Here is a 26,671-nt window from a genome sequence, read left to right as displayed (position 1 = left end):
GAGGCGTCGCAGCCGCCTGGGGCCAGGCAGCCCCCGGCCTGCTTCCGTCGCCGGGCTGTCGAGGCCGCGGCCAAGTGTTCGCAGTCTGCGGATAGCCACCGCCGTGCGCGGCTAGGCCCGCGGGGACGGGCGCCGCACCATTCATCCACGCGCCGGGTCGGGCTCGCAGAGCCCGACCTGCGGCGCCGACACCACGGATGAAAGGCAACTCACATGCATCGCTTGGACGGAAAGGTCATCGTGCTGACCGGCGGCGCCACCCTCATCGGCGCGGGCGTGGCCCAGGTGCTCCTGAAGGCTGGCGCGAAGGTGGCGGTGTTCGACATCGACGAGGCCGGCGGCGCGCGCGCCGTGGCCGGCCAGGAGGACCGCGCCCGCTTCTGGCCGGTGGACGTGACCCAGGACGAGGCCCTGAACCAGGCGGTGGCCCAGGTCGCCGCGCATTTCGGCCGCATCGACGGGCTGGTCAACCTGGCCTGCACCTACCTGGACGGCGGTGCCGCATCGGGCCGGCAGGACTGGCTCACGGCGCTGGATGTCAACGTGGTCAGCGCCGTCATGGCCGCCCGCGCGGTGCGCCCGCACCTGGCCCAGGCGGGCGGCGGTGCCATCGTCAACTTCACCAGCATCTCGGCCAAGGTGGCGCAGACCGGGCGCTGGCTGTATCCGGTGTCGAAGGCGGCGCTGGTGCAGGTCACGCGCAACATGGCGATGGATTTCGCGGCCGACCGCATCCGCGTCAATTCCGTGTCGCCGGGCTGGACCTGGTCGCGCGTGATGGACGAGCTGACCCAAGGCGACCGCGCCAAGACCGACCGTGTGGCGGCGGCCTACCACCTGCTCGGCCGCGTCGGCGACCCGGCGGAAGTCGGCAACGTGGTGGCCTTTCTGCTGTCGGAAGGTGCCAGCTTCGTCACCGGCGCCGACTACGCGGTGGACGGCGGCTATTCGGCCATGGGCCCCGAGCAGGCCGTGCCGGCCATTCCGAGGCTGGCCGAATGAGTGCGGTCGCCCATGTCTCCACCATGGCAGCCAACGATGCGGAGCCCGGCGCCGCCACCCTGGCGCCCTGGATCGACGAGGTCCTGCACCCGCGCCTGCTGCGCACCGTGCTCGGCTGCTACCCCACCGGCGTGGCCATCGTGGCCACTCGCATGGCCGACGGCCGGCCGGTGGGCCTGACCATCAACTCCTTCGCCTCGCTGTCGCTGGAGCCGCCGCTGGTGCTGTGGAGCCTGGTGAACCGTTCGCCCAGCCTGCAGGCCTTCCGGGACTGCACGCACTTCACGATCAGCGTGCTGGGCTGCGAGCAGGAAACCCTGGCGCGGCACTTCGCCAATCCGGCGGTCCCCGACAAGTTCGAGGGCATCGCCATCACGGAAGCCCCCGAGGGCGTGCCCGCCATCGCCGGCGCGGCCGCCACGCTGGTGTGCGCCAGCGATCATCACCGCGAGACAGGCGACCATCATCTGCTCGTGGGCCGCGTGCTTCGCGTGGCGCGCAGCGAGACGGCGCCGCTGGTGTTCCATGGGGGGCGATTCACGGGGTTGGCGGCCTGAGACCCGCAGCCGCGCCGAGGTCGCGCTCAGATCGAGCGCAGTGCGTTCGCCACGCTGTTCCGCCGCCAGCTATCCATTGACGCCATGTTTCCCATGGCGAGCGCTCCTCGGCGTCATCGGGACCGAACCGGATCAAAGCTGATCTTGAGGCGGGCCCCGATTGCGTGGGCGAACTTCTCCAGCGTTCGCGTGGATGGCGAACTCCGGCCGGCTTCCAAGCGCGCAATATTGCTCTGCGTCGTTTGCATGCGTTCGGCCACTTCGGCCTGCGTAAGCCCTGCCGCCACCCTCGCCTCCGCGATGGCCTCGGCGAGGGCGAATTCTTCCTCCAGTGCGTCGTAGGCTTCCCGATATGCCGGGTCCTTGGACCACTTCACGTGCAGGTCCTTCAGCTTGGTCATTCGACTTCCTTCGCCCGTTGCCGAGCCAATTCCAGTTCGTGCTTCGGTGTCTTCTGGGTCTTCTTGACGAAGACCCGGACGATCACGACCCGCCGCCTGACCGCGGTCAGGTAGATCGCCCTTGCAATGCCGTCCTTGCCTCGGATGCGCAGCTCCCACAGCTTGTTCTCCAGGTGCTTCACCGTGTCGGAGGGCAATCCGTCGAACCCCACCGCCTCGATGATCGAACCGAGCCTCACCAGCCGGGCCCGCATGTCGATCGGGAGTTGGTCGACTTCGCCATCGACGGCTGCATTGAGGGTCTCGACGGTCCACATGCGCCGATCATATCAAAATTGATATTTTTTCAGGCGTCAGGAACCCGGTTCATTGCTGCGTTGCAGCCCACGCGGCGAGCGCGGCTCGGCACAGTGGCCAACGGCCATCCTGAGCCACGCGGCGGGCCTGCCTGCCTTCAATGCCGCCGCACCGTCTCGCTGGGGTACTCGCCGAAGCGCGCGCGGTAGTCGGCGCTGAAGCGACCCAGGTGGCCGAAGCCCCAGCGCAGCGCGACGCCGGCCACATGGGTGCTGCCACCCAGCAGTTCGGCGCGGGCCCGCTCCAGCCGCAGGTCCTTGAGGTACTGCATGGGGCTCACGCCAAGGAATTCCTTGAAGCCCGCATACAGGCTGCGCACGCTCACGCCGGCCACCTCGGCCAGCTGGTCGGCGCACAGCGGCTCGTGCGCATGCGCCTGGATGTGGTCCTGCACGCGGCGCACATGACGCGGCAGCACCGTGTTGCAGCGCGCGGGCGACGCATGGCTGTGGCTGTGGGGCTGCACCGACAGCAGCGTGGCCGCCACCAGTTGTCCGACCTGCTGGCTCACCAGTCGGTGCTGAGACACGTCGATGTCCTGCGCCATCATTTCCTGCAGGTAGCCCAGCAGGTGCATCCACATGGCGTTGTCGCGCCAGCCGAAGCCCAGCTGGAAGCGCACCGGCGCATCCAGCGCGCGGCCCAGTTGCAGCGCCAGCGTACGCTCCACCAGCGCGCGCGAGACACGCACCATCAGCTGCTGGTTGTCGGCCGACCAGCGCATCACCGTGGCCTCGCTCGGGCTGAGCACCATGGCCTCGTGCGGGCCCGAGTCGCTGTGCTGGCCGCCGCTGTCGACCTGCGCGCGCCCCGCCAGCGGCATCTGGACCAGGAAGAAATCCTCCAGCGGACCGGGCTGGATCTCGACCTCCGCCCCATAGGCCAGCAGGCTCAGCGACACGTCGCCGAAGCTGGCGTGGTGCATGCGCGCATCCAGGCGCTGGGCGCGGCCGGCCACGTCCAGCCGGTGCGGCTTCATCACGCTGCCCACGCGCAGCCGCGTCTCTTCGAGATCGGCCGAGGTGAAGAAGGGCCGCAGCGGCCGCTTCTCCGGCAGAGGTGCCGAGGGTTGGCGGGAGAAGAAGGCACTGGCAGTGGGGTTCATGACGGGCCTTGTGTCGCGCGTAGCCGGTGGCCGGCGGGTTTAGCCGCGCTGCGATCGATGCAGCGACGGCTTGATCGAAAGCAAGATCGGCGCCACCACTTGCGCGCCGCCGTGGCGCAGTTAATTTAGTCCTCAAGCAATACGGACGCACTCAGGACAAGCACGGACATGCACTGGCGGGGTGCACCTCCTCTCGTCGCCGGGCCTTCCGCGGGAGGGGAAGCCCACTCGACAGGGGGCCGCGCGGCGGCGGCGTGTCGCCCCGCGCTCGCACGCGGCCGCACCGCCACGCGGCACGCCTTCGCTGCCCGCAAAAAGACGAGGCGGCCCGCTGGGGGCCGCCTCGGCAGTGATGAACGAGCAGCCTGCCGCTCAGTCCGGCACCACCGCCGTGACCTCGATCTCCACCTTCGCCCGGTCCTCGACCAGCGCCGAGACTTCCACCGCCGTCATGGCGGCGTTGTAGCAGTTGATCAGCTCGCGGAAGTGCTTGCCGATGGCGGGATAGGCCGCCACGTACTCGCGTTTGTCGGTCACGTACCAGGTCATGCGCACGATGTGCTCGGGGCTGGCGCCGGCCTCGCGCAGCACCTCCACGACGTTCTGCAGCGCCTGGCGTACCTGCTCGCCCAGGTCGTCGGTGTGGAACACGCCCTGCGCATCCCAACCGATCATGCCGGCCACGAAGACCATGCGGCCTTTGGCGGTGACGCCGTTGGCATAGCCCTTGGGGCGCGGCCAGCCGGGAGGAAGAAGAACTTGCATGCGGGACTCCTGCGGGAAAAACGTGGATTCAGTGGGGGGCCGGATCGGGCGCGAAGCGGGTCAGCGCCTCGCGCACGTCCGGCGGGATGTCGATGGCGCGGTGGGTCTGCAGGCTGGTGAAGACCAGCACCTGCCGCGAAGCCACGCGCAGTTCGCCGTCGGCGCCGGTGCACTGGAGCGCCAGCGTGAGCGAGCGGCCACCCGCGCGCTCCACCGCCAGGCCCAGTTGCACCGTGTCGCCCAGCCGGCTGATGGCGCGAAAGTCGCATTCCAGCCGCACGATGGGCAGGCCGATGTGGCGGCCGGCGATCATGCCGGCGTAGTTGACGGCCAGGCCCTCGTTGAACCAGTCCTCCACCAGCTGGTTGAACATCACCAGGTACTGGGGAAAGAAGACGATGCCGGCGGGGTCGCAGTGCGAGAAGCGGATGAGCTGCGTGCGCGCGAAGCGGCCCGGCGGTGCGTCGATGGCGGCCTCGCCCTGGTCGGCGGGGGTGGCGACGCGGATCACGGGGTGGCTCCCGTCTGCGCCGCCTGCTTGAGCACGAAGCGCTGCAGCTTGCCCGTCTGCGTGCGCGGCAACTGCGCCACGAAGACCACCGAGCGCGGGTACTTGTAGGGCGCCACGGTGGCCTTCACGAAGTCCTGCAGCGTGCGGACCATGGCCTCGCCCGGCTCGCCCTGCCCGGCGCGCAGCACCACGAAGGCCTGCACGATCTGGCCGCGCTCGGCGTCCGGCGCCCCGATCACGGCGCATTCGGCCACGGCCGGGTGCTGCATCAGCGCCTCTTCCACCTCGGGCGCAGCGATGTTGTAGCCGGCCGAGATGATCATGTCGTCGGTGCGCGCCTGGTAGAAGAAGTAGCCGTCGGCGTCCATCACGTAGGCATCGCCCGTGAGGTTCCAGCCGCCCTGGACGTACTGCGCCTGGCGCGGGTCGGACAGGTAGCGGCAGCCGGTCGGGCCCTGCACGGCCAGGCGGCCGATGGTGCCCGGTGGCAACTCGTTGCCTTCCTCGTCCACGATGCGGGCGCGATAGCCGGGCACCGGTTTGCCGGTGGCGCCGGGCCGTGCACCGGCCTCGTCGTGCGAGATGAAGATGTGCAGCATCTCGGTGGCGCCGATGCCGTCGATCAGCTCGATGCCGGTCGCCTTCTTCCACAGCGCGCGGGTGGTGGCGGGCAGCGCCTCGCCGGCCGACACGCACTTGCGCAGCGGCGTGGCGCGCAGCACGGCGCCCTGCTCGGCCAGCAGCCGATACGACGTGGGCGCGGTGAACAGCACCGTGGCGCCGAAATCCTGGATGCCCTGCAGCAGTTGCGCCGGGCCGGCCCTCTCCAGCAGCACGGTCGATGCGCCCACATGCATGGGAAAGAGCACCAGCCCGCCCAGCCCGAAGGTGAAGGCCAGCGGCGGGCTTCCGATGAACACATCGTCGGCCGTGGCGCGCAGCAGGTGCGGCGGCCAGCAATGGCACACCGCCATCACGTCGCGATGGAAATGCATGGTGGCCTTGGGCACGCCGGTGGTGCCCGAGGTGAAGCCGAAGAGGCAGGTGTCGTCGGCGGCCGTGTCCACGTTGTCGAAGACCGGCGAGGCCGCGGCCATCAGTGACTCCAGGCCCTCCGGCCCTTCGGCGTGGAAGTGGCGGACGTGCTTCAGCACATCCGTCTTCTGCGCCGCCAGCGCCAGCTCCTCGGCCAGCGCGGCGTCGCACAGGGCATGCGTCACCTGGCCGATCTCAAGGATCGGCACCAGCTCCTTGGCACGCAGCAGCGGCATGGTGGCGACGGCGATGCCGCCGGCCTTCATCACCGCGAACCAACAGGCCGCAAGCATCGGGTTGTTGGGCGCGCGCAGCAGCACGCGGTTGCCCGGCACCAGGCCCATCTGCTTCACCAGCACGTTGGCGATACGGTTGGCCTTGTCCTGCAGCTCGGCATAGGTCCAGCGCAGTCCGGGTGCCAGGATGCAGGGCCGGTCGCCCCGGCCTTCGGCCACGTGGCGGTCCAGCAGTTCGGTGGCGCAGTTCAGCCGCGCGGGCATCTGCAACTCGGGCAGTTCGAAGATGAACTGCGGCTGCTGCTCCGGCGGCGGCAGGTGGTCGCGCGCGAAGGTGTCGACGTGGGCGCTGGCGGTCATGGCGGTCTCCGGCCGTGTCCGCTCAGGCCGCCTTGGGCGCGCCGGCTTCGCGCAGCAACTCGCGGGCGATGATCAGCTGCTGCACTTCGGTGGCGCCCTCGTAGATGCGCAGGGCGCGGATCTCGCGGTAGAGCCGCTCCACCGGCTGCTCGCTGACCACGCCCAGCCCGCCGAACATCTGCACCGCGGCGTCGATGACCTGCTGCGCGCTCTCGGTGGCCGTGAGCTTGGCCATGGCCGCGTCCTTGGTCACCGGCTCGCCGCGGTCGCGGCGCCAGGCGGCGCGGTAGGTCAGCAGCGCGGCGCTGTCGATGGCGGTGGCCATCTGCGCCAGCTTGGCCTGCGTGAGCTGGAAGTCGGCCAGCGCGCCGTTGAACATGCGGCGCGTGGTGGCGCGGGCCAGGGCCTCGTCGAAGGCGCGGCGCGCGAAGCCCAGCGCGGCAGCGGCCACCGAGGTGCGGAACACGTCGAGCGTGCGCATCGCGACCTTGAAGCCCTCGCCCGCCGCGCCCACGCGCTGGCCGGCGGCCACGCGGCAGCCCGTGAAGCGCAGGCGCGCCAGCGGATGCGGCGCGATCACCTCGATGCGCTCGGCGATCTCGAAGCCGGGCGTGCCGGCCTCGACGATGAAGGCACTGATGCCGCGCGCACCGGGCGCCTCGCCGGTGCGCGCGAAGACCACATAGAAGTCGGCGATGCCGCCGTTGGAGATCCAGGTCTTCTCGCCGTCGAGCACGTAGTGGTCGCCCTCCTGCCGCGCGCTGCACTGCATGGCGGCGACGTCGGAGCCGGCATTGGGCTCGGAGAGGGCGAAGGCCGAGATGGCCTCGCCGCGCGCCACACGCGTCAGGTAGCGCTCGCGCTGCGCGGGCGTGCCGTGCAGGCTGATGGCGCCGCTGCCCAGGCCCTGCATGGCGAAGGCGAAGTCGGCCAGACCGCTGTGGCGGGCCAGCGTCTCGCGGATCAGGCAGATGGCGCGGGCGTCCATGGTCTGCGCCGATTCGCCGACGGCGTGTTTGAGCCAGCCGCCGGCGCCCAGCGCCTTGACCAGCGCGCGGCATTCGGCGTCCACGTCGTGGCCATGGTCCTGCGAGATGTTCTGCGTGGCCCAGGCGTCGACCGCCTGCGCCAGTTCGCGGTGGCGGGGCTCGAAGAAGGGCCAGTCGAGGTAACTCTGGTCCGCCATCTCAGTCCCCTTTGAAGACGGGCTTCTGCTTCGCCACGAAGGCCTCATAGGCCCGCGTGAAGTCCTGCGTCAGCATGCACAGCGCCTGGGCCTGGGCCTCGGCCTCGATGGCCTGCTCGAGGGTCATGGCCCATTCCTGGTGCAGCATGGTCTTGGTGATGCCATTGGCGAAGCTGGGGCCTTCGGTCAGTTGCGCCGCCAGCTTCTGCGCCTCGGCCAGCACCTCTTCGGGCGCGCACAGGCGGTTGAAGAAGCCCCAGCGTTCGCCCTCCTCGCCGCCCAGGGCGCGGCCGGTGTAGAGCAGCTCGCTGGCGCGGCCCTGGCCCACGATGCGCGGCAGCATGGCGCAGGCGCCCATGTCGCAGCCAGCCAGACCCACGCGGTTGAACAGGAAGGCGGTCTTGCTGCGCGCCGTGCCCAGGCGCAGGTCCGAGGCCATGGCCAGGATGGCGCCGGCGCCGGCGCACACGCCGTCGATGGCGGCCACGATGGGCTGCGGGCAGGCGCGCATGGTCTTGACCAGCTCGCCCGTCATGCGGGTGAACATCAGCAGCTCGGGCGCCTTCAGCCGCACCAGCGGGCCGATGATCTCGTGCACGTCGCCGCCGGAGCAGAAGTTGCCGCCGGAGCCGGTGAGCACCACCGCCTTCACGTCGTCGGCCCACTTGAGCTGGTGGAACAGGTCGCGCAGCTCGGCATAGCTGTCGAAGGTGAGCGGGTTCTTGCGCTCGGGCCGGTTCAGCACGATGGTGGCCACGCCGTCGGCGACGGACCACTGGAAGTGCTTGGCCTCGTAGCCGGCCAGGGGGCGCTGGTTGCCGGCCACCAGGGCCGGGTCCACGCGGGGAATGCTGTCGCTCATGCGGTCTCCGTTCTTTGCTGCTGCGTTGGGGGGGTGGAAGGCGACGGCGCGGTCACATGACCTCGCCGCCCGCCACGGAAATGGATTGGCCGGTCACGGCGCCCGCGCCCTGGCCGCACAGCCAGGCCACGGCATCGGCCACCTCGTCGGGCTGCACCAGGCGGCCCTGCGGGTTGCTCTTGACGAATTCGGCCCGTGCGGCCTCGGGGCTGCGGCCCGTCTTGGCGACCACGCGCGCGATGCTCTGGCGCACGATGTCGGTCTCGGTGTAGCCGGGGCACACGGCATTCACGGTGATGCCCTTGGTGGCCAGCTCCAGCGCCAGCGAGCGGGTGAGCCCCACCACGCCGTGCTTGGCCGCGCAGTAGGCCGACACGTAGGCATAGCCCACCTGCCCCGCCGTGCTCGCCACGTTGACGATGCGGCCCCACCCCGCCGCCAGCATGCCGGGGAGCACGGCCTGGCTGCAGACCATGGTGCCGGTCAGGTTGACGGCCAGCATGCGCTGCCAGAGCGCCATGTCCATCTTGTGGAAGGGCGCGCTCTCGGCTTGACCGGCGTTGTTGACCAGGGCGGCGACGGGGCCGAAGCGGCTTTGCGCCTTGGCCAGCGCGGCCGCCACCGCCTCGGCATCAGCCACGTCGGCGCTGACGGCGAACAGGTGCTCGGCATCTTCGGCCGCCACGGCCTGCACGGCCTCGGCGCTGCGGCCCAGCACGGTCACGTGCCAGCCCTCGGCCACCAGCCGCCGCGCGATGGCGGCGCCGATGCCGCGTCCGCCGCCGGTCACCAGCGCGTGGCGCGGGCCCGTGGTGCCGCTCACTTGCCGGCCCCCGCCGCCTCGGCCAGGGCCTTCTCGCGCGCGAAGTTGGCTTCCATCTGTGGCTTGGCCGAGCGGTACTGCTTGGGCCACGCGATGGCCGTGTAGCCGATCTTGGCGGCCTCGGTCAGCGTCCAGGCGGGGTTGGCCAGATGCGGACGGGCCACCGCGCACAGGTCGGCGCGGCCCGCGGCCAGGATGCTGTTGGCATGGTCGGCCTCGCTGATGGCGCCGACGGCGATGGTGGGAATGCCCGCCTCCTGCCGGATGCGGTCGGCGAAGGGCGTCTGGAACATGCGGCCGTAGACCGGCTTTTCCTTCTTGCTCACCTGGCCGGAGGAGCAGTCGATCATGTCCGCGCCCGCGGCCTTGAAGGCACGGGCGATTGCCACGGCGTCCTCGGGCGTGATGCCGCCCTCGACCCAGTCGTGGGCCGAGATGCGCACCGAGATCGGCTTGTCCGCCGGCCAGGCGGCGCGCACGGCGGCGAACACCTCCAGCGGATAGCGCAGCCGGTTCTCCAGGGAGCCGCCGTATTCGTCGGTGCGCTGGTTGGTCAGTGGCGAGATGAAGCTCGACAGCAGGTAGCCGTGGGCGCAGTGCAGCTCCAGCCAGTCCGCACCGGCTTCCGCGGCGGCGCGGGTGGAGGCGACGAACTGCGCCTTCACCTCGGCCATGTCCTCGTGCGTCATGCCGCGCGAGAGCTGGCTCACGCCCTCCAGGTACTGCTGCGGCGATGCCGACAGCAGCGGCCAGTTGCCCGATTCCAGCGGCTGGTCGATGCCGTCCCAGGCCAGGCGGGTGGAGGCCTTGGCGCCGGCATGACCGATCTGGATGGCGAACTTCGCATCGCTGTTGGCGTGGATCCAGTCCGCGATGCGCTTGAAGGCCACCGTATGCTCGGGCTTGTAGAGGCCCGGGCAGCCGGGGGTGATGCGGCCCTCGGGGCTCACGCAGGTCATCTCGGCGAACACCAGGCCCGCGCCGCCCATGGCGCGGGCGCCCAGGTGCACCAGGTGGTAGTCGCCGGCCACGCCGTCCACCGCCGAGTACTGCGCCATGGGCGAGACCACGATGCGGTTCTTGAGGGTGACGCCGCGCACCGAGTAGGGCGTGAACATGGGCGGCGGCGGGGTCTTGCCTTCTGGGACCGGCACGTCGGCACGTTGCGCGAACCAGCGCTCGTAGCCTTCGAGCCAGCCGCGGTCGCGCAGGCGCAGGTTCTCGTGGCTGATGCGCTGGCTGCGCGTGAGCATCGAGTACATGAACTGCTCGGGCTCCAGCTGGTCACAGTAGCGCTTGCCGCAGACCTCGAACCATTCCATGGCGTTCCAGGCGGCGTTCTGGATGCGCAGCGTCTCCACGCGGCGGGCTTCCTGGTAGGCCTTGAGCACCTCGGGGATGTGCGCGCGGGTGTCGCCCTGGGCACCAAACAGGCGGGCCAGCTCGATGGCGTCCTCGATGGCCAGCTTGGTGCCGGAGCCGATGGCGAAGTGCGCCGTGTGCACCGCGTCGCCCATCAGCACCACATGGCTGCCGTGTTCGTTCTGCAGCGACCACTGCTCGCAGACCACGCGCTGGAAGTTGATCCAGGCCGAGCCGCGCAGGTGCCGCGCGTTGGTCATCAGTTTGGCGCCCTGAAGGTCGCCGGCAAAGATCTTTTCGCAGAACTCGATGGACTGCTGCTGGTCCGCCTGGTCCAGGCCGTGGGCCTTCCAGGTGTCCTCGGTGGTCTCGACGATGAAGGTCGAGGTGGTGTCGTCGAACTTGTAGATGTGGGCCTGGAACCAGCCGTGCTCGGTGCGCTGGAAGTCGAAGGTGAAGGCCTCGTAGACCTTGTTGGTGCCCAGCCAGATGAAGCGGTTGGGCCGCGCCACGATGTCGGGCTTGAAGACGTCGGCGTACTTGGCGCGGATGCGCGAGTTGACGCCATCGCTGGCGATGATGAGGTCGGCGTCGGGATAGTCGGCGTCGCTGTCGGCCTCGGTCTCGAACACCAGGTTGACGCCCAGCACCTCGCAGCGCGCCTGCAGGATGTTCAGCAGCTTCTTGCGGCCGATGCCCACGAAGCCGTGGCCGCCCGAGCGGATGCGCCGGCCCTTGAACAGCAGCTCGATGTCGTCCCAGTGGTTGAAGGCCTGCTCGATCTCGTCGGCCGTCTCACGGTCGCAGGCGCGCATGTTCTCCATGGTGGCGTCCGAGAAGACCACGCCCCAGCCGAAGGTGTCGTAGGGCTTGTTGCGCTCGACCACGGTCACCTGGTGACCGGGGTTGTGCTTCTTCATCAGCAGTGCGAAGTACAGGCCGGCCGGCCCGCCGCCGATGCAGACGATGTTCATGGAGAGGCTCCTTTGCGATGGCTTGGGATGGAGTCTCCTCCTCAATTAGTTTAGTTGTCAAGCAATTTGGACGACACCCGGGTCGCGTCCGCAACTCCTGCAGCGGGCGGACAGGCGCTGCGGCCAGCGGATAGCGGCGGCGCCGGGCGCTTCCTAGCATGGCCCTGCCACGGTCGGGGAAGCCCCGGCTGGCGCATCGCGAGTCCCTCCGTTCCTTCCTCTTCGTCTGCATCCGCCAGGAGAACCATCCATGAGCCGCAAGATCGCCATCGTCGGAGCGGGCCAGTCCGGCCTGCCCCTGGCCCTCGCCCTGCAGGGCCGGGGCGACCACGTCACCCTGCTCACCAATCGCAGCCCGGACGACCTGCGCCGGGGCAAGGTGATGTCCAGCCAGTGCATGTTCGACAACGCGCTGCAGATCGAGCGCGACTTCGGCCTGGACCTGTGGGCAGACGACTGCCCGCCGGTCGAGGGGATCGGCCTCACGGTGCCGCACCCCGAGCAGCCCGGCGAGCGCCTGATCGACTGGTCCGCCCGGCTGGACCGCCCGGCCCAGGCGGTGGACCAGCGGCTGAAGATGCCGGCGTGGATGGAGCTGTTCCGCGAGCGCGGCGGGCACCTGGTGCTGCAGGACGCCGGCATCGCCGAGCTGGAAGAGCTGGCCGCGACGCACGACCTGGTGGTGGTGTCGGCCGGCAAGGGCGAGATCACGCGCCTGTTCGAACGCGACCCGGTGCGCAGCGTGTTCACGCAGCCGATGCGTGCGCTGGCCCTGACCTATGTGCATGGCATGGCGCCGCGCACGCCCTACTCGCGCGTGTGCTTCAACCTGATCCCGGGGGTGGGCGAGTACTTCGTCTTCCCGGCGCTCACGCTCAGCGGCCCGTGCGAGATCATGGTGTTCGAGGGCGTGCCGGGCGGCCCGATGGACTGCTGGGGCGAAGTCCGCACGCCCGAGGAGCACCTGCGGCAGAGCCTGAAGATCCTCGACACCTACCTGCCCTGGGAGGCCGAGCGTTGCCGCGACGTGCGCCTGACCGACGCCGGCGGCGTGCTGGCCGGCCGCTTCGTGCCGACGGTGCGCCGGCCGGTGGGCACGCTGCCCTCGGGCCGCCAGGTCTTCGGCATGGGCGACGCGGTGTGCGTCAACGACCCGATCACGGGCCAGGGCTCCAACAATGCGACCAAGGCCTTCAAGGTGGTGCACGACGCCATCGTGGCGCGGGGCGACGCGCCCTTCGACGCGGCCTGGATGAACGCGACCTTCGAGCGGTTCTGGGACTATGCCCAGCATGTGGTGCGCTGGACCAACACGCTGCTGGAGCCACCGCCGCCCCATGTGCTGAACCTGCTGGGCGCGGCAGGCCAGATCCCGGGCGTGGCGCATGCCATCGCCAACAACTTCAACCATCCGCCGGGGTTCTTCCCGTGGTGGACCGATGCGCAGGCCTGCGAGCAGTTCATCGCGGAGCACGCGGGGGGTGGGGTGGCGGTGGCTGCCTGAGTGGGCGAGGTTGGTCGGTTCGTCGTTCCACGGTTGGCGGTCAGCGGCTGTGGTTGGCTGTGCCCGGTGATCGGTGGACCGGGGCGGTGGTCCGGCCCTGGCGCCGGTGAGGGCGTGTCGGCGCTTCAAGTGGGGCGGTCGGCGCTGCGCGCCGACTCCCCTCCGGTGCTCGGACAGACGGGCCGCGGCAGAACTCGCTACGCGCTTCGCGCTGCGCTCAAACAACTGCCGCGAGTCAGATCACGAAGCGGGCCTGTCCTTCGGCAGGCCCGCAGCCCGTCCGCCCTGCGCTCCTCGGCACCCCACAGGCGCGCCGCCACGCCCTCACCGGCACCAGGGCCTACGTTGGGGTGATCGGCCGGCACTACGTCCTGCACCCCAGACCCCACACTCCGCACTCCGCACTCCGCACCCCGCACTCCGCACTCCGCAACCTGTGCCTGTGCCTGTGCCTGTGCCTGTGCCTGTGCCTGTGCCTGTACTCTGCGCCGAAGCAGGTTCACTTGCGTCAGCGCTGAACTCCTTCCCCCGCTGGGGGAAGGCAGGGATGGGGGCCAGTGCGCCGTTACGGTTGTCGTGCAGACAACCCCTGCCCCTTTGATGCCCAACGTGCGTCTCCACGCGCCGGCGCCGGGCCCAGGGCGCGCGGGCCATTTCGGGGTCGGCGAGGAGCGCAGGATGGACGGGCTGCAGGCCTGCCGAAGGACAGGCCTGCTTCGTGATCTGACTCGCGGCGTTTGTCTGAGCGCAGCGCGAAGCGCGTAGCGAGTTATGCCGCGTGCCCGTCCATCCGAGCACCGCAGCGGAGTCGGCCCGCAGGGCCGACCGACCCCGCATGAGCCCGCGCGCCCTGGGCCCGGCGCCGGCGCGCACCCCGGACCTGCCACCGAGCACATGGAGCCCGCCACCCTCTGAACACCTCGTTCATGGCAACTGCGAGAGACCCGACAACCGAGCCACAAACTTCCGTCGCGATTCGGATAGCCGCCCGCCCGAATCGGATAGCCCCGAACGCTAGCCAAGGCAAAGATGCTCCCATGGCAAGCCCCGCAAACCCAGCCCCCGACGACGTGCTGCTCATCGGCAGCGGCATCAACGGCCTCGTGTGTGCCGCCCTGCTCGCCCGCAAGGGCCGCAAGGTGCGCGTGCTGGAGCGCGAGGCCACGCTTGGCGGCTGCATCCGCACCGACGAGCTGACGCTGCCCGGCTTCAAGCACGACACGCTCTCCACCGCGCATCCGCTCTTCCTCGTCGGTCCCGCCTACGCTGCCCTGGGCAAGGCGCTGCATGAGGCGGGCCTTGCCTACTGCAACACCGACAGCCCCACCGGCGTGCTGATGCCCCACGGCCGGCACCTGGTGCTGTCCACCTCGCGCCAGCTCAACCGCCAGCGCATGGAAGCGCTGAATGCCGGCGACGGCGCGGCCTTCGTGCAGACGCTGGAGGGCATGGCCGAGCGCGCCCCGCTCGTCTTCTCGCTGCTGGGCAACGAGCTGTGGAAGCTGAACACCGCCCGCACCCTCGCCGGCGCCGCGTGGAAGGACGGCCCGCATGCCCTGGCCGGCTTCTTCGGCGAGGCCCTGACGCCCGCCCGGCCCTGGCTGCAGCAGCGCTTCGGGTCGGACCTGGTCGGTGCGCTGCTCGCGCCCTGGGTGCTGCACTGCGGCCTGGGGCCGGACTCGCCGCTCTCCGCGCTCATGGCCCAGGTTGTCGCCTTCACGCTGGAGGCCGTGGGCATGCCACTGGTGCAAGGCGGCAATGCCAACACCGTGCGCGCCTTCGAGCGGCTGATCCGCGACGCCGGCGGCACGCTGGAGACCGGCTGCGACGTCGAACGCATCCTGGTCGAACGCGGACGCGCCGTCGGCGTGCGGCTGGTCGGTGGCCGCGAACTGCGGGCCGGCGAGGTGGTGGTCAGCGCCACGCCCACGCAGCTCTATGGCCGCCTGCTGGCGCCCGAGCACACCCCGCCCGAGATCGCCGGCCAGGCCCGCCAGTGGCGCTACGGCAAGGGCAACATGCAGATCCACCTCGCGCTCTCCGAGCCGCCGCAGTGGCCGGATCGCGCGCTCGACAAGGTCGGCTATCTGCACCTGAGCGGCGGGCCGGACGCCATCTCGCGCGCCGTCAACGAGGCCGAGCGCGGCCTGCTGCCTGCCGCGCCCACCATCTGCGTCGCGCAGCCCACCGCGCTGGACCCCAGCCGCGCGCCCGAAGGCCGCCACATCCTGTGGATCCAGCTGCCCGAATGCCCACGCGAGCCCATCGGCGATGCGGCCGGCGAACTGGACGTGCCGGCCGGCGGCCAATGGACGACCGCCCTGCGCGAGGCCTATGCCGACCGCGTGATCGCGCAGATCGCCCGCCATGCGCCCAACCTTCCCGGCAGCATCCTCGGCCGCGCCGTGCTCTCGCCCGCCGACCTGCCGCGCCTCAACATGAACCTGGTCGGCGGCGATCCCTATGGCGGCGACTGCGCCCTCGACCAGTACTTCCTCTGGCGACCCCTGCGCGGGCTGCGCAACCACGAGACCCCGGTCGCCCATCTCTGGCACATCGGCGCCTCCACCCACCCCGGGCCGGGACTCGGCGGCGCGTCGGGCGTGCATGTGGCCCGGGCCCTCGGGGCACTGTGACGACTGCATCCGCGCCCCCTTCCCTCTTCATCGCTTCCCTGCTCGCACTCTTCCCCACGGAGCCCACGACCATGACCGCCTCCCTCGCCCAGTTCGCCCAGGACATCGCCACCGGCGCCTTGCGCGTCGTCGACCTGACGCAGACCCTGTCGCCCAGCTTCCCGGCCCTGCAGCTGCCGCCGCAGTTCGGCCAGGTGTGGGCCTTCAAGATGGAGCGCATCTCGCAGTACGACGAGGCCGGCCCCGGCTGGTACTGGAACAACTTCTCCTGCGGCGAGCACACCGGCACGCACTTCGACGCGCCCGCGCACTGGATCACCGGCAAGGACCATCCGGCCAACACGGTGGACACCATCGACCCGAGCGTGTTCATCGGCCCGGCCTGCGTGATCGACGCCAGCGCCCCGGTGGCCGACAACCCCGACTGGCTGCTCACCGTGGACTTCCTGCGCGCCTGGGAAGAGACCCACGGCCGCATCCCGGCCGGCGCCTGGGTGCTGCTGCGCACCGACTGGTCCCGACGCATCGACGACCCCGCCGCCTTCGTCAACATGCGCGAGGACGGCGCCCACACGCCCGGCCCCACGCAGGAGGCCGTGGAATGGCTGATCCGCGAGCGCAACGTGCGCGGCTTCGGCGTCGAGACCATCAACACCGACGCCGGTCAGTCCTATGCCTGGCAGGTGGCCTACCCCTGCCACACGCTGATGCATGGCGCCAACAAGTACGGCCTGCAGTGCCTGAAGAACCTCGACCAGTTGCCGCCCCAGGGCGCCATCGTGCTGGCCGCGCCGCTGAAGATCGAGGGCGGCTCGGGCAGCCCGCTGCGGGTGCTGGCGCTGGTGGGCGCACAGCGCTGAGCACACCGTCACGCGGCGGAAATGCGCGACCATCTCGCCGCGTGATACCCCCATGACTGCGCCCCCCTGCACCGCAGACTTCCTGCTTCCTAAAGTGCGCCTCGTCCGGCCCGCCCTCGCGGCCGGCGAGACCCCACCAAGGAAGAGACAGTCCCACGATGCAACCCGACGTGCTCGTCATCGGCGGCGGCAATGCCGCGCTGTGCGCCGCGCTGATGGCACGCGAGGCCGGCGCCAGCGTGCTGCTGCTGGAGGCCGCGCCCCGTGCCTGGCGCGGCGGCAATTCCGCCCACACCCGCAACCTGCGCTGCATGCACGATGCGCCGCAGGACGTGCTGGTCGATGCCTACCCGGAAGAGGAGTTCTGGCAAGACCTGCTCAAGGTCACCGGCGGCCAGACGCAGGAGCCGCTGGCGCGGCTGGCCATTCGCCATTCGGGCCACTGCCGGCCCTGGATGCGGCGCCACGGCGTGCACTTCCAGCCGCCGCTGTCGGGCGCGCTGCATGTGGCGCGCACCAACGCCTTCTTCATGGGCGGCGGCAAGGCGCTGGTCAATGCCTACTACCGCAGCGCCGAGGCGCTGGGCGTGCAGGTGCGCTACGAGGCACCGGTCGCGCAGCTGGAGATCGAGGACGGCCGCTTCGTGGCCGCCCACACGGCAGCGGGCGAACGCATCGCGGCCCGCAGCTGCGTGCTCGCGGCGGGCGGCTTCGAGTCCAACCGCGACTGGCTGCGCGAGGCCTGGGGCCGCAATGCGCGCGGTGAGTTCCCCTCCGACAACTTCCTGATCCGCGGCACGGCCTACAACCAGGGCGTGCTGCTGCGCCACCTGCTGGACGCGCAGGGCGCCGACCGCATCGGCGACCCCACCCAGGCCCACATGGTGGCCATCGATGCCCGCGCGCCGCTGTACGACGGTGGCATCTGCACCCGCATCGACTGCGTGTCGCTGGGCGTGGTGGTCAACCGCGAGGGCGAGCGCTTCTACGACGAGGGCGAGGACTTCTGGCCCAAGCGCTATGCCATCTGGGGCCGGCTGGTGGCCATGCAGCCGGGGCAGATCGGCTACTCGATCATCGACAGCCAGGCCATCGGCCGCTTCATGCCGCCGGTGTTCCCGGGCGTGAAGGCCGACAGCCTGCCCGAGCTGGCCACCCAGCTGGGCCTGCCGGTCGAGGCCTTTATGCGCACGCTGGAGGCCTACAACGCCGCCTGCCGCGTGGGCCGCTTCGACCACACCGTGCTGGACGACTGCCACACCGAAGGCCTGGCGCCCGCTAAGACGCACTGGGCACGGCCCATCGTGCAGGCGCCGTTCTACGGCTATGCGGTGCGGCCCGGTGTGACCTTCACCTACCTGGGACTGCGCACCGACGACACCGCGGCCGTGCGCTTCGGCGGCGTGCCGAGCGCCAACCTCTTCGTGGCCGGCGAAATGATGGCCGGCAACGTGCTGGGCAAGGGCTACACCGCGGGCGTGGGCATGAGCATCGGCACGGCCTTCGGCCGCATCGCCGGCCAGAACGCCGCCCGCGCCGCCCGGCAGCAGCCGCCACGCACCCTGGCGAACGTGATCGCCGACGACAAGGAAAGAGACACCCATGCAAGCGCTTGATGCCATGGTCAAGGAGGCCCGGCAGCTGGCGCTGGGCGAGGTGGTGCCGGCCTCCACCGCCGCCGAGGACGAGGTGGCCCGCCAGCTGCAGATCTGCAATGCCTGCCGCTACTGCGAAGGCTTCTGCGCCGTCTTCCCGGCCATGACGCGGCGGCTGGCCTTTCCGGTGGCCGACGTGCACTACCTGGCCAACCTCTGCCATAACTGCGGCGCCTGCCTGCATGCCTGCCAGTACGCACCGCCGCATGCCTTCGCGGTCAACGTGCCGCAGGCCATGGCCCGGGTGCGGGCCCGCACCTACCAGGACTACGCCTGGCCGCCGGCCCTGGGCCGGCTGTACGAGCGCAACGGCCTCACTCTGTCGGTGGCCCTGGCGCTGGGCCTGGGGTTGTTCCTGGCGCTGGCCGTGGCCCTGAGGGGCGGGCTGTGGCGGGCCATGCCTGCGGGCGGAAATTTCTACGACCTGTTCCCGCACAACCTGATGGTGGGCCTGTTCGCGCCCGTGTTCCTGTTCGCGGTGCTGGCGCTGGCGCTGGGCGTGCGGCGCTTCTGGCGGGCCGTGACGCCAGTGACCGGCGCAGTGGCCGTGAGCGGCCCGGCCGGTGCCGAGGCCGCGGCGGCCATCGCGCAATTGCGCTACCTGGACGGCGGCCATGGCGAAGGCTGCCACGAGGCCGACGATGGTCCCACGCTGGCGCGGCGGCGCTTCCACCACCTCACCTTCTACGGCTTCCTGCTGTGCTTCGCGGCCACGGCCGTGGCCACGCTGTACCACTATGCGCTGGGCCTGCCCGCGCCCTACGACCTGCCCAGCCTGCCGAAGCTGCTGGGTGCCGTCGGCGGCGTGATGCTGATGGCCGGAAGCGCCGGACTGGGCTGGCTGCACCTGCGGCGCCACCCCCTCCACGGCGATGCGGCCCAGCGGCCGATGGACCGCGGTTTCATCGCGCTGCTGTTCCTCACCAGCGCCAGCGGCCTCGCGCTGTGGCTGGCCCGCGGCAGCGCTGCCATGCCGCTGACCTTGTGCCTGCACCTGGGTGCGGTGATGGCGCTGTTCGCCACCCTGCCCTACGGCAAGTTCGCCCACGGCATCTTCCGCAGCGCCGCGCTGCTGCGCTTCGCCGTCGAAAAGCGGCTGCCCAACCCGGCAGCGGCCGGCGGCGAATGACGCCCGCGCCTTCCCCTTTCCAGACCTTGCTCGGAGACACCATGAGGACTTCCACCCACCGCCGCGCCCTGCTGGCGCGCCTGGCCTGCACCGCCCTGGGCGGCGCAGCGCTGCTGCCCGCCCTTCACGCCACCGCCCAGGCGCAGGACTTTCCGCCCCGCAAGCCGGTCACGCTGGTGGTGGGCTTCGCCCCCGGCGGCGCGGCCGATGCCGCCGCGCGGCTGATCGCCAAGAAGCTGTCCGAGAACATCGGACAGCCCGTCATCGTGGACAACAAGGCCGGAGCCGGCGGCAACATCGCGCACCAGTACGTGGCCGGCCAGCGCACCGACGGCACGGTGCTGCTCTTCGGCTCGGTCGGGCCCCTGACCATCGCGCCGCACCTCATGAAGCTGAGCTACGACCCGTTCAAGGACCTGGCGCCCGTCTCGGGCGGCGTGTACTTTCCCAACGTGCTGGTGGTGCACAAGGGCCTGGGCGTGCACAACCTGCAGGAGTTCGTCGCGCTCGCCAAGCGCAAGAGCATCGACTTCGCCTCCACCGGCGCGGGCTCGGCCTCGCACCTGGCGGGCGAGCTGTTCAACCAGCGGGCCGGCGTGAACATGGTGCACGTGCCCTACAAGGGCGGCGCGCCCGCGCTGCAGGACCTGCTGGGCGAGCGCATCGCCTCGTACTTCGCCGCACCGCCCACGGCCATGCCGCATGTGGAGGCGGGCACGCTGATCCCGCTGGCCACCACCAGCCTCAAGCGGCCGGCCTACCTGCCCAACATCCCGACCATGGCGGAATCGGGCTACCCGGGCTTCGAGGCGCTCAACTGGTATGCCTTCGTCGCGCCCGGCAAGACGCCCGCGCCCATCCTCGACGGCTGGAACCGCGAGATCGTCAAGGTGCTGAACGACCCGGCAGTGAGCGAGGCGCTCACCAAGCACGGGCTGACGCCCCAACCGACCACGCGCGCCGAGTTTGCGGGCTTCATGCGCAAGGAATACGACCAGTGGGGCGCCATCGCCCGCGCACGCAAGCTGACGGCGGAATGAGGGCGGGCGGGCAGCCCCTTGTCACGGCGCAGCGACGGCGCGCCGGCCGGTGAGGACAATCGCGGGCCATGGAACTGCGCCAGCTGCGTTACTTCGTCCGCATCGTTGAAGCCGGCTCGATGAGCCGCGCCGCCCTGGAGCTGGACGTGGTGCAGTCGGCACTCAGCCAGCAGGTCTCGCGCCTCGAAGGCGAGCTGGCCACGCGGCTGCTGCAGCGCACGCCGCAGGGCGTCACGCCCACCGAGGCGGGGCTCGCCTTCTTCCATGAGGCCAAGCTGACCCTGCGACATGCGGAGCAGGCCGTGCGCTCGGCACAGCAGGCGCGGCTGTCGGGCAGCGTGAGCATCGGTCTGGCCCCCACCACGTCGGCGCTGCTGGGCCTGCCGCTGATGCAGGCCATGCGCGAGCGCTATCCCGAAGTACGGCTGCACATGGTCGAGGGCATGTCGGGCCACCTGGCGGCCATGCTGCGCGCCCGCGAGCTGGACCTCGCGATCCTCTTCGGCCACCGGCCCGATGCGCTGGCGCTGCACGAGCCGGCGGGCGGCGCGGGCCGCGGCTGGCAGGTGCTGCCGCTGATGGAGGAAGCGCTGTTCCTGATCCGGTCGATCAGCCAGCCCGCCCTGCCGCCGGAGGTCGACATCGAGGCGCTGCGCACCGAGCCGCTGATCCTGCCCACCGGCCCGCACGGGCTGCGCAGTGCCATCGACGCCGCCTTCGACCGCGCAGGCATCGCGCCGCAGGTGGCGCTGGAGGTGGATTCGCTGGCGATGGTGATGGCCGCCGTGGACGCGGGCCTGGGCGCCACGCTGCAGCCCTGGGCCGCGCTGGGTCGCTATCCGGATGCCGACCGGCGCTTCCACCACGCGCGGCTGGATGCACCGGTGGCCCGCCGCGTCAACCTGCTGTGCAGCCGAGCCGACGAAGAGCTGGCACCCGCCGTGCTGGCGGCGCGCGGCGTGATGCGCGACAGCGTGCGCGCGCTGGTCGAGGACGGCCGCTGGGCGGGCGTCACGCTCGTCTGACGCTCACCAGCGCAGCAGCCGCGGCCCCAGCACGGCGCCGGCAGCCACCGGCAGCAGCATCCCGAGCACGTACCAGGTGGCCAGGAAGGGCGCCGTCAGCTCGGGGCAGTGCAGCGCATACACCGTGGCGCCCGCGCCGCCGGCCAGCAGGCCGGCCGCGGCCCCCGCGCGGCGCGGCCGCGTGGCGGCCATGCCGCGCAGCATCCAGAAGGCGGCCACGAACACGGGCAGCCCGATCAGGCCGATATTGACCACGCAGGTGCGCCAGGTCTGGCCCATCAGGGCCGGCATGCGCACGGTCTGCGGCATGTCGATCCAGCGCCACACGGCCAGCGCCCACAGCAGGCCGACCGCCACCACGGCCAGCCAGCCGGCGCGGCCCGGCCCCACGCCCGGGCTGGCCAGGCGCCGCACCATCAGCAGCCCGGCCGCCGCCACGCACAGCGACACGGCCAGCTTGACCCACAGCATGGGCAGCACCATCACGCGCCACAGGTCGCCGCGCATGCCGTAGCCTGCCTGCATGATCAGCAGCGACAGCGGCAGGCTGCAGGCGAGTGCCAGCCACAGGCGGCGCGCGTTGGCGCCCGCAGGCACCGGCGCCGCGTCCTGCGCCAGCAGGGTCACCAGGTCATCGGTCTTCATGCGGCCGCCTCCTTGTCGATGCCGAGCCGGGCGGCCAGGGCCTTGAGGCCGCGGTGCACGCCCACCTTCACGGCCGATTCGGACATGCCGGTCAGCTGCGCCGTCTCGGCCACCGACAGGCCCTGCAGCTTGGTGTGCACGATGGGCAGGCGGTGGCGGTCGGGCAGCGTCTCCAGCAGCACCAGCAGGTCGCGGCGCGCCTCCTGCGCGTCGGTGTCCGAGTCGGCCACCAGTTCGAGCGCGTCGTCCAGCGGCTCGTGCAAGGCCTCGCGCGAGGACTTCTGGCGCAGGTGATCGATCAGCTTGTGGCGGGCGATGGCATGCGCCCAGGCCGTCACCGGATGGTCGCGCAGGTAGGTGTGTCGCTGGTTGTGCATGGCAAGAAGGCACTCCTGGACCAGGTCCTCGACGTCGTCGGGCCAGCCGAACAGGCGCCGCCGCAGAAAGGCGCGCAGGTGCGCCGCCAGCTCGGACAGGAACTGGCGGTAGGCGGCTGCATCGCCATCGAGTCCCCGAAGGAACAGCATGCGCAGATGGGCTTCGGCGGTACTCATTCGGACAGGCCTCTTTCCATTCGCCTCGGCGGGCCTGCGGGTTACAGGCGCGGCGCTTTTATTTTTTCGTCGGCGATTGTGCCGCCGCGTAACGGCCGCCGCGCCGGGACGGAACTAGCAGACGGTCGCCGCGATGGCGGTGCCGATTCCGACCTTCAACCTTTTCATCAGGAGCCTTCACCATGACCTCGACCCGCCCCCTCGCCTCCACCGCCTTCCTGCTCGCCGCCCTGGCCGGTGGCATCGCCCATGCGCAGGACAGCAAGCCCGCCGACAGCATGGCCAAGATGGAGAAGTGCTACGGCGTCGCCCTGGCCGGCAAGAACGACTGCGCCGCCGGCCCCGGCACCACCTGCGCCGGCACCTCCAAGGTCGACTACCAGGCCAACGCCTGGAAGAACGTGCCGGCCGGCACCTGCACCAGCATGAAGACGCCCAAGGGCATGGGCTCGCTGACGCCGATGAAGTCCTGATCGCCAGGCCGCATCGCCATGCCGCAACCGCCATCGCAACCCGGCGCGGGCCTGGGCCTCAAGCCGCAGCATTTCGACGAGGCGCTCCCCGCCGATGCCGAAGGCCTGTGGTTCGAGGTGCATCCCGAGAACTACATGGTCGACGGCGGCCCGCGCCTGGCCTGGCTGGAGCGCATCGGCGCGCGGCATCCGCTGTCGCTGCACGGCGTGGCGATGTCGCTGGGCGGCACCGAGCCGCTCGACGAAGCCCACCTGCGGCGCCTGCGCGCGCTGGTGGACCGGCTGCAGCCGGTTTTGGTCTCCGAGCACCTGGCCTGGTCGCGCGCGGGCGGCCGCTACCTGCCCGACCTGCTGCCCGTGCTGCGTACCGACGCCGCCCTGGCCCGCCTGGCCGAGCGTGTGGACCAGGCGCAGCAGACGTTGGGCCGCCGCCTGGCCATCGAGAACCCGTCGCACTACCTTCGCCTGCAAGGCCATGCCTGGACCGAGATCGACTTCCTGGCCGAGTTGGTCGCCCGCACCGGCTGCGGCCTGCTGCTGGACGTGAACAACGTGCACGTGTCCTGCCGCAACCTGGGCCAGGACGCGCAGGCCTACATCGACGGCTTTCCGGCCGAGGCGGTGATGGAGCTGCACATCGCCGGCCATTCGCCCGACCCGGTGCATGGCGATGCCCTGCTCGTGGACACCCACGACCGCGCCGTGGCGCCCGAAGTGTGGGCCCTGCTCCGGCACTTTCTGCGCCGGCACGGACCACGGCCCGTACTGCTGGAGCGCGACGGCGACGTGCCCGCCTTCGCCGACCTGATGGCCGAGCGCACCCAGGCGCAGCAGTGCCTGGATGAAGCGTCCAGGCAGGAGGCCCTGGCGTGAGCGCCCGGCCTGCCGTCGTTGCGCGGGTCCGCAAGGCTGGCGACGACGAAGCGTCTCGTGCCAGGACGGGCTGCGCCGGCGACGCCGCCGAGGACTTCGAGCACCTGTTGCACGCCGCCCTGCTCGCGCCCCACGCCGAAGGCCCGCTGGCAGCCCAACCCGGCCTGGCCGTCTACCGCAATGGCTTCCGCCGTGCCTGCATCGACGCGCTCATCGCCAACCATCCAGCCACGGCACGGCTGGTGGGCGAGGACTGGCTGCGCAGCGCCGCCGCCGAATACCTGCAGCACGAATTGCCCACCGAGGCCAGCCTGATGCGCTACGGCGACGGCCTGCCCGACTTCCTGGCCGGGCTGCCGTCCACCGCCGGCCTGCCCTGGCTGGGCGCGGTGTGCCGGCTCGACCGGCTGTGGCTGGACGCCCACCAGGCATCCGACGCGCAGGCGGTGGATGCCGCCGTCCTCGCGCGACTGGCGCCCTCGGCCCTGGGCGCCCTGCGCTTGCAGCCGCTGCCTTCGGCTCGCTGGACCTGGCATGCCGACACGCCGGCCTTCGCGATCTGGCAGGCCGCACGGGCCGGGACGGACGAAGCGGCCCTGGCGCAGCTGCCCTGGCAGCCCGACGGCGCACTGCTCGTGCGGCCGGGTGACACGGTCGAGTGGCATGCGCTGGGCCGCGGCGGCTGTGCCTTCCTCGACGCCTGTGCCCGGCGACAGCCGCTGGTCGAAGCCACCGCCCTCGCCCTGGATGCGGAACCCGGCTGCGCCATCGCCCCGCTCATCGGCCAGTTGCTGGGCTGGCAGGCGCTGTGTCTCGACCTCACCTGGACGACCGAACCATGAACCCGATCGCTGTGCCCCTTCCTCCCACCACCCTGGGCGAGCGCCTCGCCGCCTTCGGCCGACGCGCCGCCTGGCACGACGCCCTCGCGCTGATCGACCGCGTGGCCGTCGCGGCGATCTTCTGGCAGTCCGGCCGCACCAAGGTCGACGGCTGGTTCCACATCAACGACAGCGCCTACGAGCTGTTCCGCACGGAATACCGGCTGCCGCTGCTGCCGCCCGAGCTGGCCGCGCAGATGGCCGCCACAGCCGAGCATGTGCTGCCCCTGCTGCTGGTGATGGGCCTGTTCACCCGCCTGCCGACGCTGGGGCTGCTGGGCATGACGCTGGTGATCCAGCTCTTCGTCTACCCGTCCGCCTGGCCGACGCACCTGTCGTGGGCGGGGCTGCTGCTGTACCTGCTGGTGCATGGCGGCGGCCGCTGGTCGGTCGACGGCTGGCTGCAGCACCGGCGTGGTCGCCCGGCCGGCTCAGGGCTGCGCGGCGTCGACCACCACGAAAGGCACTGACTTGTCGCGCTTGGCCCGATACATGGCGGCGTCGGCCTGGTGCAGCAGGTGTTCCGCACTCGCCTGGTCGGCAGTGGCGGTGGCGAAGCCGATGCTGCAGCCGACGGCCAGCACCCGCCCGGCAATATGCAAGGGCGCACCCAGGGCTGCCTGGATGCGCTGCGCCATCGCGGCCAGGTCCACCGCTGCCGGATTGGCGTGGTCCAGGAAGAGCACGAACTCATCGCCCGCCAGCCGCGCGATGTAGTCGCCCTGGCGGCATGCGCTCTGCAGGCGGTGCGCACATTCGCGCAGCACCGCGTCACCCACCGCGTGGCCATGGGCATCGTTGATGTCCTTGAAGCCGTTCAGGTCGATGAAGGCCACCACCGCCGCGACGCCCGCACGCCGGGCGCGCGCCAGGGCCCGTTCCAGCTCGGCGAACCAAGCCATGCGGTTGGGCAGGCCGGTGAGCGCATCGGTCATGGCCAACACCTCCATCTGGCGGGATTCATGCGCCTGGGTGGTGATGTCGTGCATGGTGCACACCGCCCCCAGGCTGTGGCCGTCGGGCGCGCGCAGCGGGCTCGCATTGCAGCTCACGGTGCGCGGCTCCATGCCCGGTGTGCGGATCACGATGGCCTGGCCCCGCACCTTCTCGCCCGCATAGGCCCGGGCGAGCGGCACCCGCTCGGGCGCCAGCAGGGTGCGGCCGTCGGCCTCGCACAGGCCGAAGTAGGCCGGCCACTGCGCTGGCGGCAACGCACGGGGATCGACGCCGTGCCAATCGCGCGCCGTCTTGTTGAACTCCTGCAGCGTGCCGCTGCCATCGCAGGTCACCACGCCGTCGGGCAGCGCCTCCAGCAGTTCGGCGATGGCGGCGGCGCGGCTCTCACCCAGGATGCGCAGGCGGCGGCTTTCGAGCAGGTCGGCCGCCCGTGCCGCCAGGCGCCGCAGCGCTTCCTGCTGCCGCTCGTCGAGCCTGCGCGGCTGACGGTCCATGACACACAGCGTCCCGTAGCGCCAGCCGGCCGGGCCGATCATGGGCATGCCGGCGTAGAAGCGCAGGTGCGGCGGACCCACCACCAGGCCGTAGTGCGCGAACCGGCGGTCGGCCCGCATGTCGGGGATCTCCAGCAGCTCGGAGCGTTCGATGGCATGGCTGCATACGGCCTGGCTGCGCGGGGTGCCCTCGATCTCCAGACCGCACCGGGCCTTGAACCATTGGCGCTGTGCGTCGACCAGCGTGACAAGCGCGACAGGCACCTCGCAGATCGAGGCGGCTAGCCAGGCCAGGTCGTCGAAGGCCGCTTCGGGCGGCGTGTCCATGATCTGGAGTTCGGCCAGGGCGCGCAGGCGTCCTGCTTCGGTCATGCCGAGGTCGGTGTCGTGGTGGGTGCTGGTCAAGGGC

The 26,671-nt window shown here is 71.0% G+C and carries 26 protein-coding genes; 13 read left to right on the top strand and 13 right to left on the bottom strand.

Going from position 1 to position 26,671, the window contains the following annotated elements:
- Positions 1-213 precede the first annotated feature (213 nt).
- Positions 214-1,002: an SDR family oxidoreductase gene (locus tag ACT54X_RS14440; protein ID WP_294374397.1), complete on the top strand. Its 789-nt coding sequence runs from the start codon at positions 214-216 to the stop codon at positions 1,000-1,002.
- Positions 1,003-1,025: 23 nt separating this feature from the next.
- On the top strand, positions 1,026-1,559 hold the full coding sequence (locus ACT54X_RS14435) for a flavin reductase family protein (RefSeq protein ID WP_476347434.1): 534 nt from the start codon (positions 1,026-1,028) through the stop codon (positions 1,557-1,559).
- Positions 1,560-1,672: 113 nt separating this feature from the next.
- Here ACT54X_RS14435 and ACT54X_RS14430 read toward each other — a convergent pair whose 3' ends face one another.
- The 10 genes from ACT54X_RS14430 to ACT54X_RS14385 form a co-directional block, all read right to left on the bottom strand.
- Entirely contained in the window at positions 1,673-1,960 is a 288-nt protein-coding gene (locus ACT54X_RS14430; protein ID WP_294374394.1) for a helix-turn-helix domain-containing protein, read from the bottom strand.
- Positions 1,957-2,277: a type II toxin-antitoxin system RelE/ParE family toxin gene (locus ACT54X_RS14425; RefSeq protein ID WP_294374390.1), complete on the bottom strand. Its 321-nt coding sequence runs from the start codon at positions 2,275-2,277 to the stop codon at positions 1,957-1,959. The genes ACT54X_RS14430 and ACT54X_RS14425 overlap by 4 nt, the downstream gene beginning before the upstream one ends.
- Positions 2,278-2,414: 137 nt before the next feature.
- Entirely contained in the window at positions 2,415-3,422 is a 1,008-nt protein-coding gene (locus ACT54X_RS14420; protein ID WP_476347198.1) for an AraC family transcriptional regulator, read from the bottom strand.
- A gap of 372 nt (positions 3,423-3,794) precedes the next feature.
- Entirely contained in the window at positions 3,795-4,187 is a 393-nt protein-coding gene (locus ACT54X_RS14415; protein WP_294374384.1) for a RidA family protein, read from the bottom strand.
- A 28-nt stretch (positions 4,188-4,215) separates the two neighbouring features.
- Complete coding sequence (locus tag ACT54X_RS14410; protein WP_476347433.1) at positions 4,216-4,695, bottom strand: acyl-CoA thioesterase; 480 nt, start codon at positions 4,693-4,695, stop codon at positions 4,216-4,218.
- The gene (locus ACT54X_RS14405; RefSeq protein WP_294374383.1) at positions 4,695-6,329 is read right to left on the bottom strand and encodes an AMP-binding protein; all 1,635 of its coding nucleotides are present in this window, start codon (positions 6,327-6,329) and stop codon (positions 4,695-4,697) included. The genes ACT54X_RS14410 and ACT54X_RS14405 overlap by 1 nt, the downstream gene beginning before the upstream one ends.
- A 22-nt stretch (positions 6,330-6,351) precedes the next feature.
- Entirely contained in the window at positions 6,352-7,515 is a 1,164-nt protein-coding gene (locus ACT54X_RS14400; RefSeq protein ID WP_476347195.1) for an acyl-CoA dehydrogenase family protein, read from the bottom strand.
- A gap of 1 nt (position 7,516) precedes the next feature.
- Entirely contained in the window at positions 7,517-8,377 is an 861-nt protein-coding gene (locus ACT54X_RS14395; protein WP_476347193.1) for an enoyl-CoA hydratase family protein, read from the bottom strand.
- 52 nt (positions 8,378-8,429) lie between these two features.
- Positions 8,430-9,200: an SDR family NAD(P)-dependent oxidoreductase gene (locus tag ACT54X_RS14390; protein WP_294374375.1), complete on the bottom strand. Its 771-nt coding sequence runs from the start codon at positions 9,198-9,200 to the stop codon at positions 8,430-8,432.
- On the bottom strand, positions 9,197-11,536 hold the full coding sequence (locus tag ACT54X_RS14385; RefSeq protein WP_476347191.1) for a bifunctional salicylyl-CoA 5-hydroxylase/oxidoreductase: 2,340 nt from the start codon (positions 11,534-11,536) through the stop codon (positions 9,197-9,199). Before ACT54X_RS14385 ends, ACT54X_RS14390 begins: the two co-directional genes overlap by 4 nt.
- Before the next feature lie 250 nt (positions 11,537-11,786).
- Between ACT54X_RS14385 and ACT54X_RS14380 the strand changes: the two genes are divergently transcribed.
- The 7 genes from ACT54X_RS14380 to ACT54X_RS14350 all read left to right on the top strand — a co-directional run bounded on the left by ACT54X_RS14380 (position 11,787) and on the right by ACT54X_RS14350 (position 21,385).
- Positions 11,787-13,040 (top strand): styrene monooxygenase/indole monooxygenase family protein, encoded by a 1,254-nt coding sequence (locus ACT54X_RS14380; RefSeq protein WP_294374369.1) that lies wholly within the window; start codon positions 11,787-11,789, stop codon positions 13,038-13,040.
- Between the two features lie 1,037 nt (positions 13,041-14,077).
- Positions 14,078-15,676 (top strand): phytoene desaturase family protein, encoded by a 1,599-nt coding sequence (locus tag ACT54X_RS14375; RefSeq protein WP_476347189.1) that lies wholly within the window; start codon positions 14,078-14,080, stop codon positions 15,674-15,676.
- Positions 15,677-15,747: 71 nt separating this feature from the next.
- A complete protein-coding gene (locus tag ACT54X_RS14370) occupies positions 15,748-16,536 on the top strand; it encodes a cyclase family protein (RefSeq protein ID WP_476347187.1) in 789 nt (262 codons plus the stop codon).
- Between the two features lie 158 nt (positions 16,537-16,694).
- Complete coding sequence (gene tcuA, locus ACT54X_RS14365) at positions 16,695-18,152, top strand: FAD-dependent tricarballylate dehydrogenase TcuA (RefSeq protein ID WP_294374360.1); 1,458 nt, start codon at positions 16,695-16,697, stop codon at positions 18,150-18,152.
- Positions 18,139-19,320: a tricarballylate utilization 4Fe-4S protein TcuB gene (gene tcuB, locus ACT54X_RS14360; protein WP_476347185.1), complete on the top strand. Its 1,182-nt coding sequence runs from the start codon at positions 18,139-18,141 to the stop codon at positions 19,318-19,320. Before tcuA ends, tcuB begins: the two co-directional genes overlap by 14 nt.
- Before the next feature lie 41 nt (positions 19,321-19,361).
- Positions 19,362-20,360, top strand: a complete 999-nt coding sequence (locus ACT54X_RS14355) for a Bug family tripartite tricarboxylate transporter substrate binding protein (RefSeq protein ID WP_476347183.1) — start codon at positions 19,362-19,364, stop codon at positions 20,358-20,360.
- Between the two features lie 68 nt (positions 20,361-20,428).
- Positions 20,429-21,385, top strand: coding sequence for a LysR substrate-binding domain-containing protein (locus ACT54X_RS14350; RefSeq protein WP_476347181.1), 957 nt, complete (start codon positions 20,429-20,431; stop codon positions 21,383-21,385).
- A gap of 3 nt (positions 21,386-21,388) precedes the next feature.
- Here ACT54X_RS14350 and ACT54X_RS14345 read toward each other — a convergent pair whose 3' ends face one another.
- Together ACT54X_RS14345 and ACT54X_RS14340 are read right to left on the bottom strand one after the other, a co-directional pair.
- Positions 21,389-22,030: a DUF1109 domain-containing protein gene (locus ACT54X_RS14345; RefSeq protein ID WP_294374346.1), complete on the bottom strand. Its 642-nt coding sequence runs from the start codon at positions 22,028-22,030 to the stop codon at positions 21,389-21,391.
- Complete coding sequence (locus tag ACT54X_RS14340; protein WP_294374343.1) at positions 22,027-22,584, bottom strand: sigma-70 family RNA polymerase sigma factor; 558 nt, start codon at positions 22,582-22,584, stop codon at positions 22,027-22,029. Before ACT54X_RS14340 ends, ACT54X_RS14345 begins: the two co-directional genes overlap by 4 nt.
- A gap of 182 nt (positions 22,585-22,766) precedes the next feature.
- Between ACT54X_RS14340 and ACT54X_RS14335 the strand changes: the two genes are divergently transcribed.
- Genes ACT54X_RS14335 through ACT54X_RS14320 form a run of 4 tightly spaced genes read left to right on the top strand, consistent with a single transcriptional unit; the run spans position 22,767 to position 25,281 of the window.
- A complete protein-coding gene (locus ACT54X_RS14335; protein WP_294374340.1) occupies positions 22,767-23,057 on the top strand; it encodes a BufA1 family periplasmic bufferin-type metallophore in 291 nt (96 codons plus the stop codon).
- A gap of 18 nt (positions 23,058-23,075) precedes the next feature.
- Positions 23,076-23,930, top strand: a complete 855-nt coding sequence (gene bufB, locus ACT54X_RS14330; protein ID WP_294374339.1) for an MNIO family bufferin maturase — start codon at positions 23,076-23,078, stop codon at positions 23,928-23,930.
- Positions 23,927-24,772, top strand: coding sequence for an HvfC/BufC N-terminal domain-containing protein (locus ACT54X_RS14325; protein WP_294374335.1), 846 nt, complete (start codon positions 23,927-23,929; stop codon positions 24,770-24,772). Before bufB ends, ACT54X_RS14325 begins: the two co-directional genes overlap by 4 nt.
- Positions 24,769-25,281, top strand: a complete 513-nt coding sequence (locus ACT54X_RS14320; protein WP_294374331.1) for a DoxX family protein — start codon at positions 24,769-24,771, stop codon at positions 25,279-25,281. The genes ACT54X_RS14325 and ACT54X_RS14320 overlap by 4 nt, the downstream gene beginning before the upstream one ends.
- Here the strand turns inward: ACT54X_RS14320 and ACT54X_RS14315 are convergent.
- Complete coding sequence (locus tag ACT54X_RS14315) at positions 25,243-26,667, bottom strand: diguanylate cyclase domain-containing protein (RefSeq protein WP_294374328.1); 1,425 nt, start codon at positions 26,665-26,667, stop codon at positions 25,243-25,245. The genes ACT54X_RS14320 and ACT54X_RS14315 overlap by 39 nt on opposite strands.
- Positions 26,668-26,671 lie beyond the last annotated feature (4 nt).

The organism is Pseudacidovorax sp. DMC4, from assembly GCF_056314265.1.
This window is presented reverse-complemented; position numbering and strand designations above follow the sequence as displayed.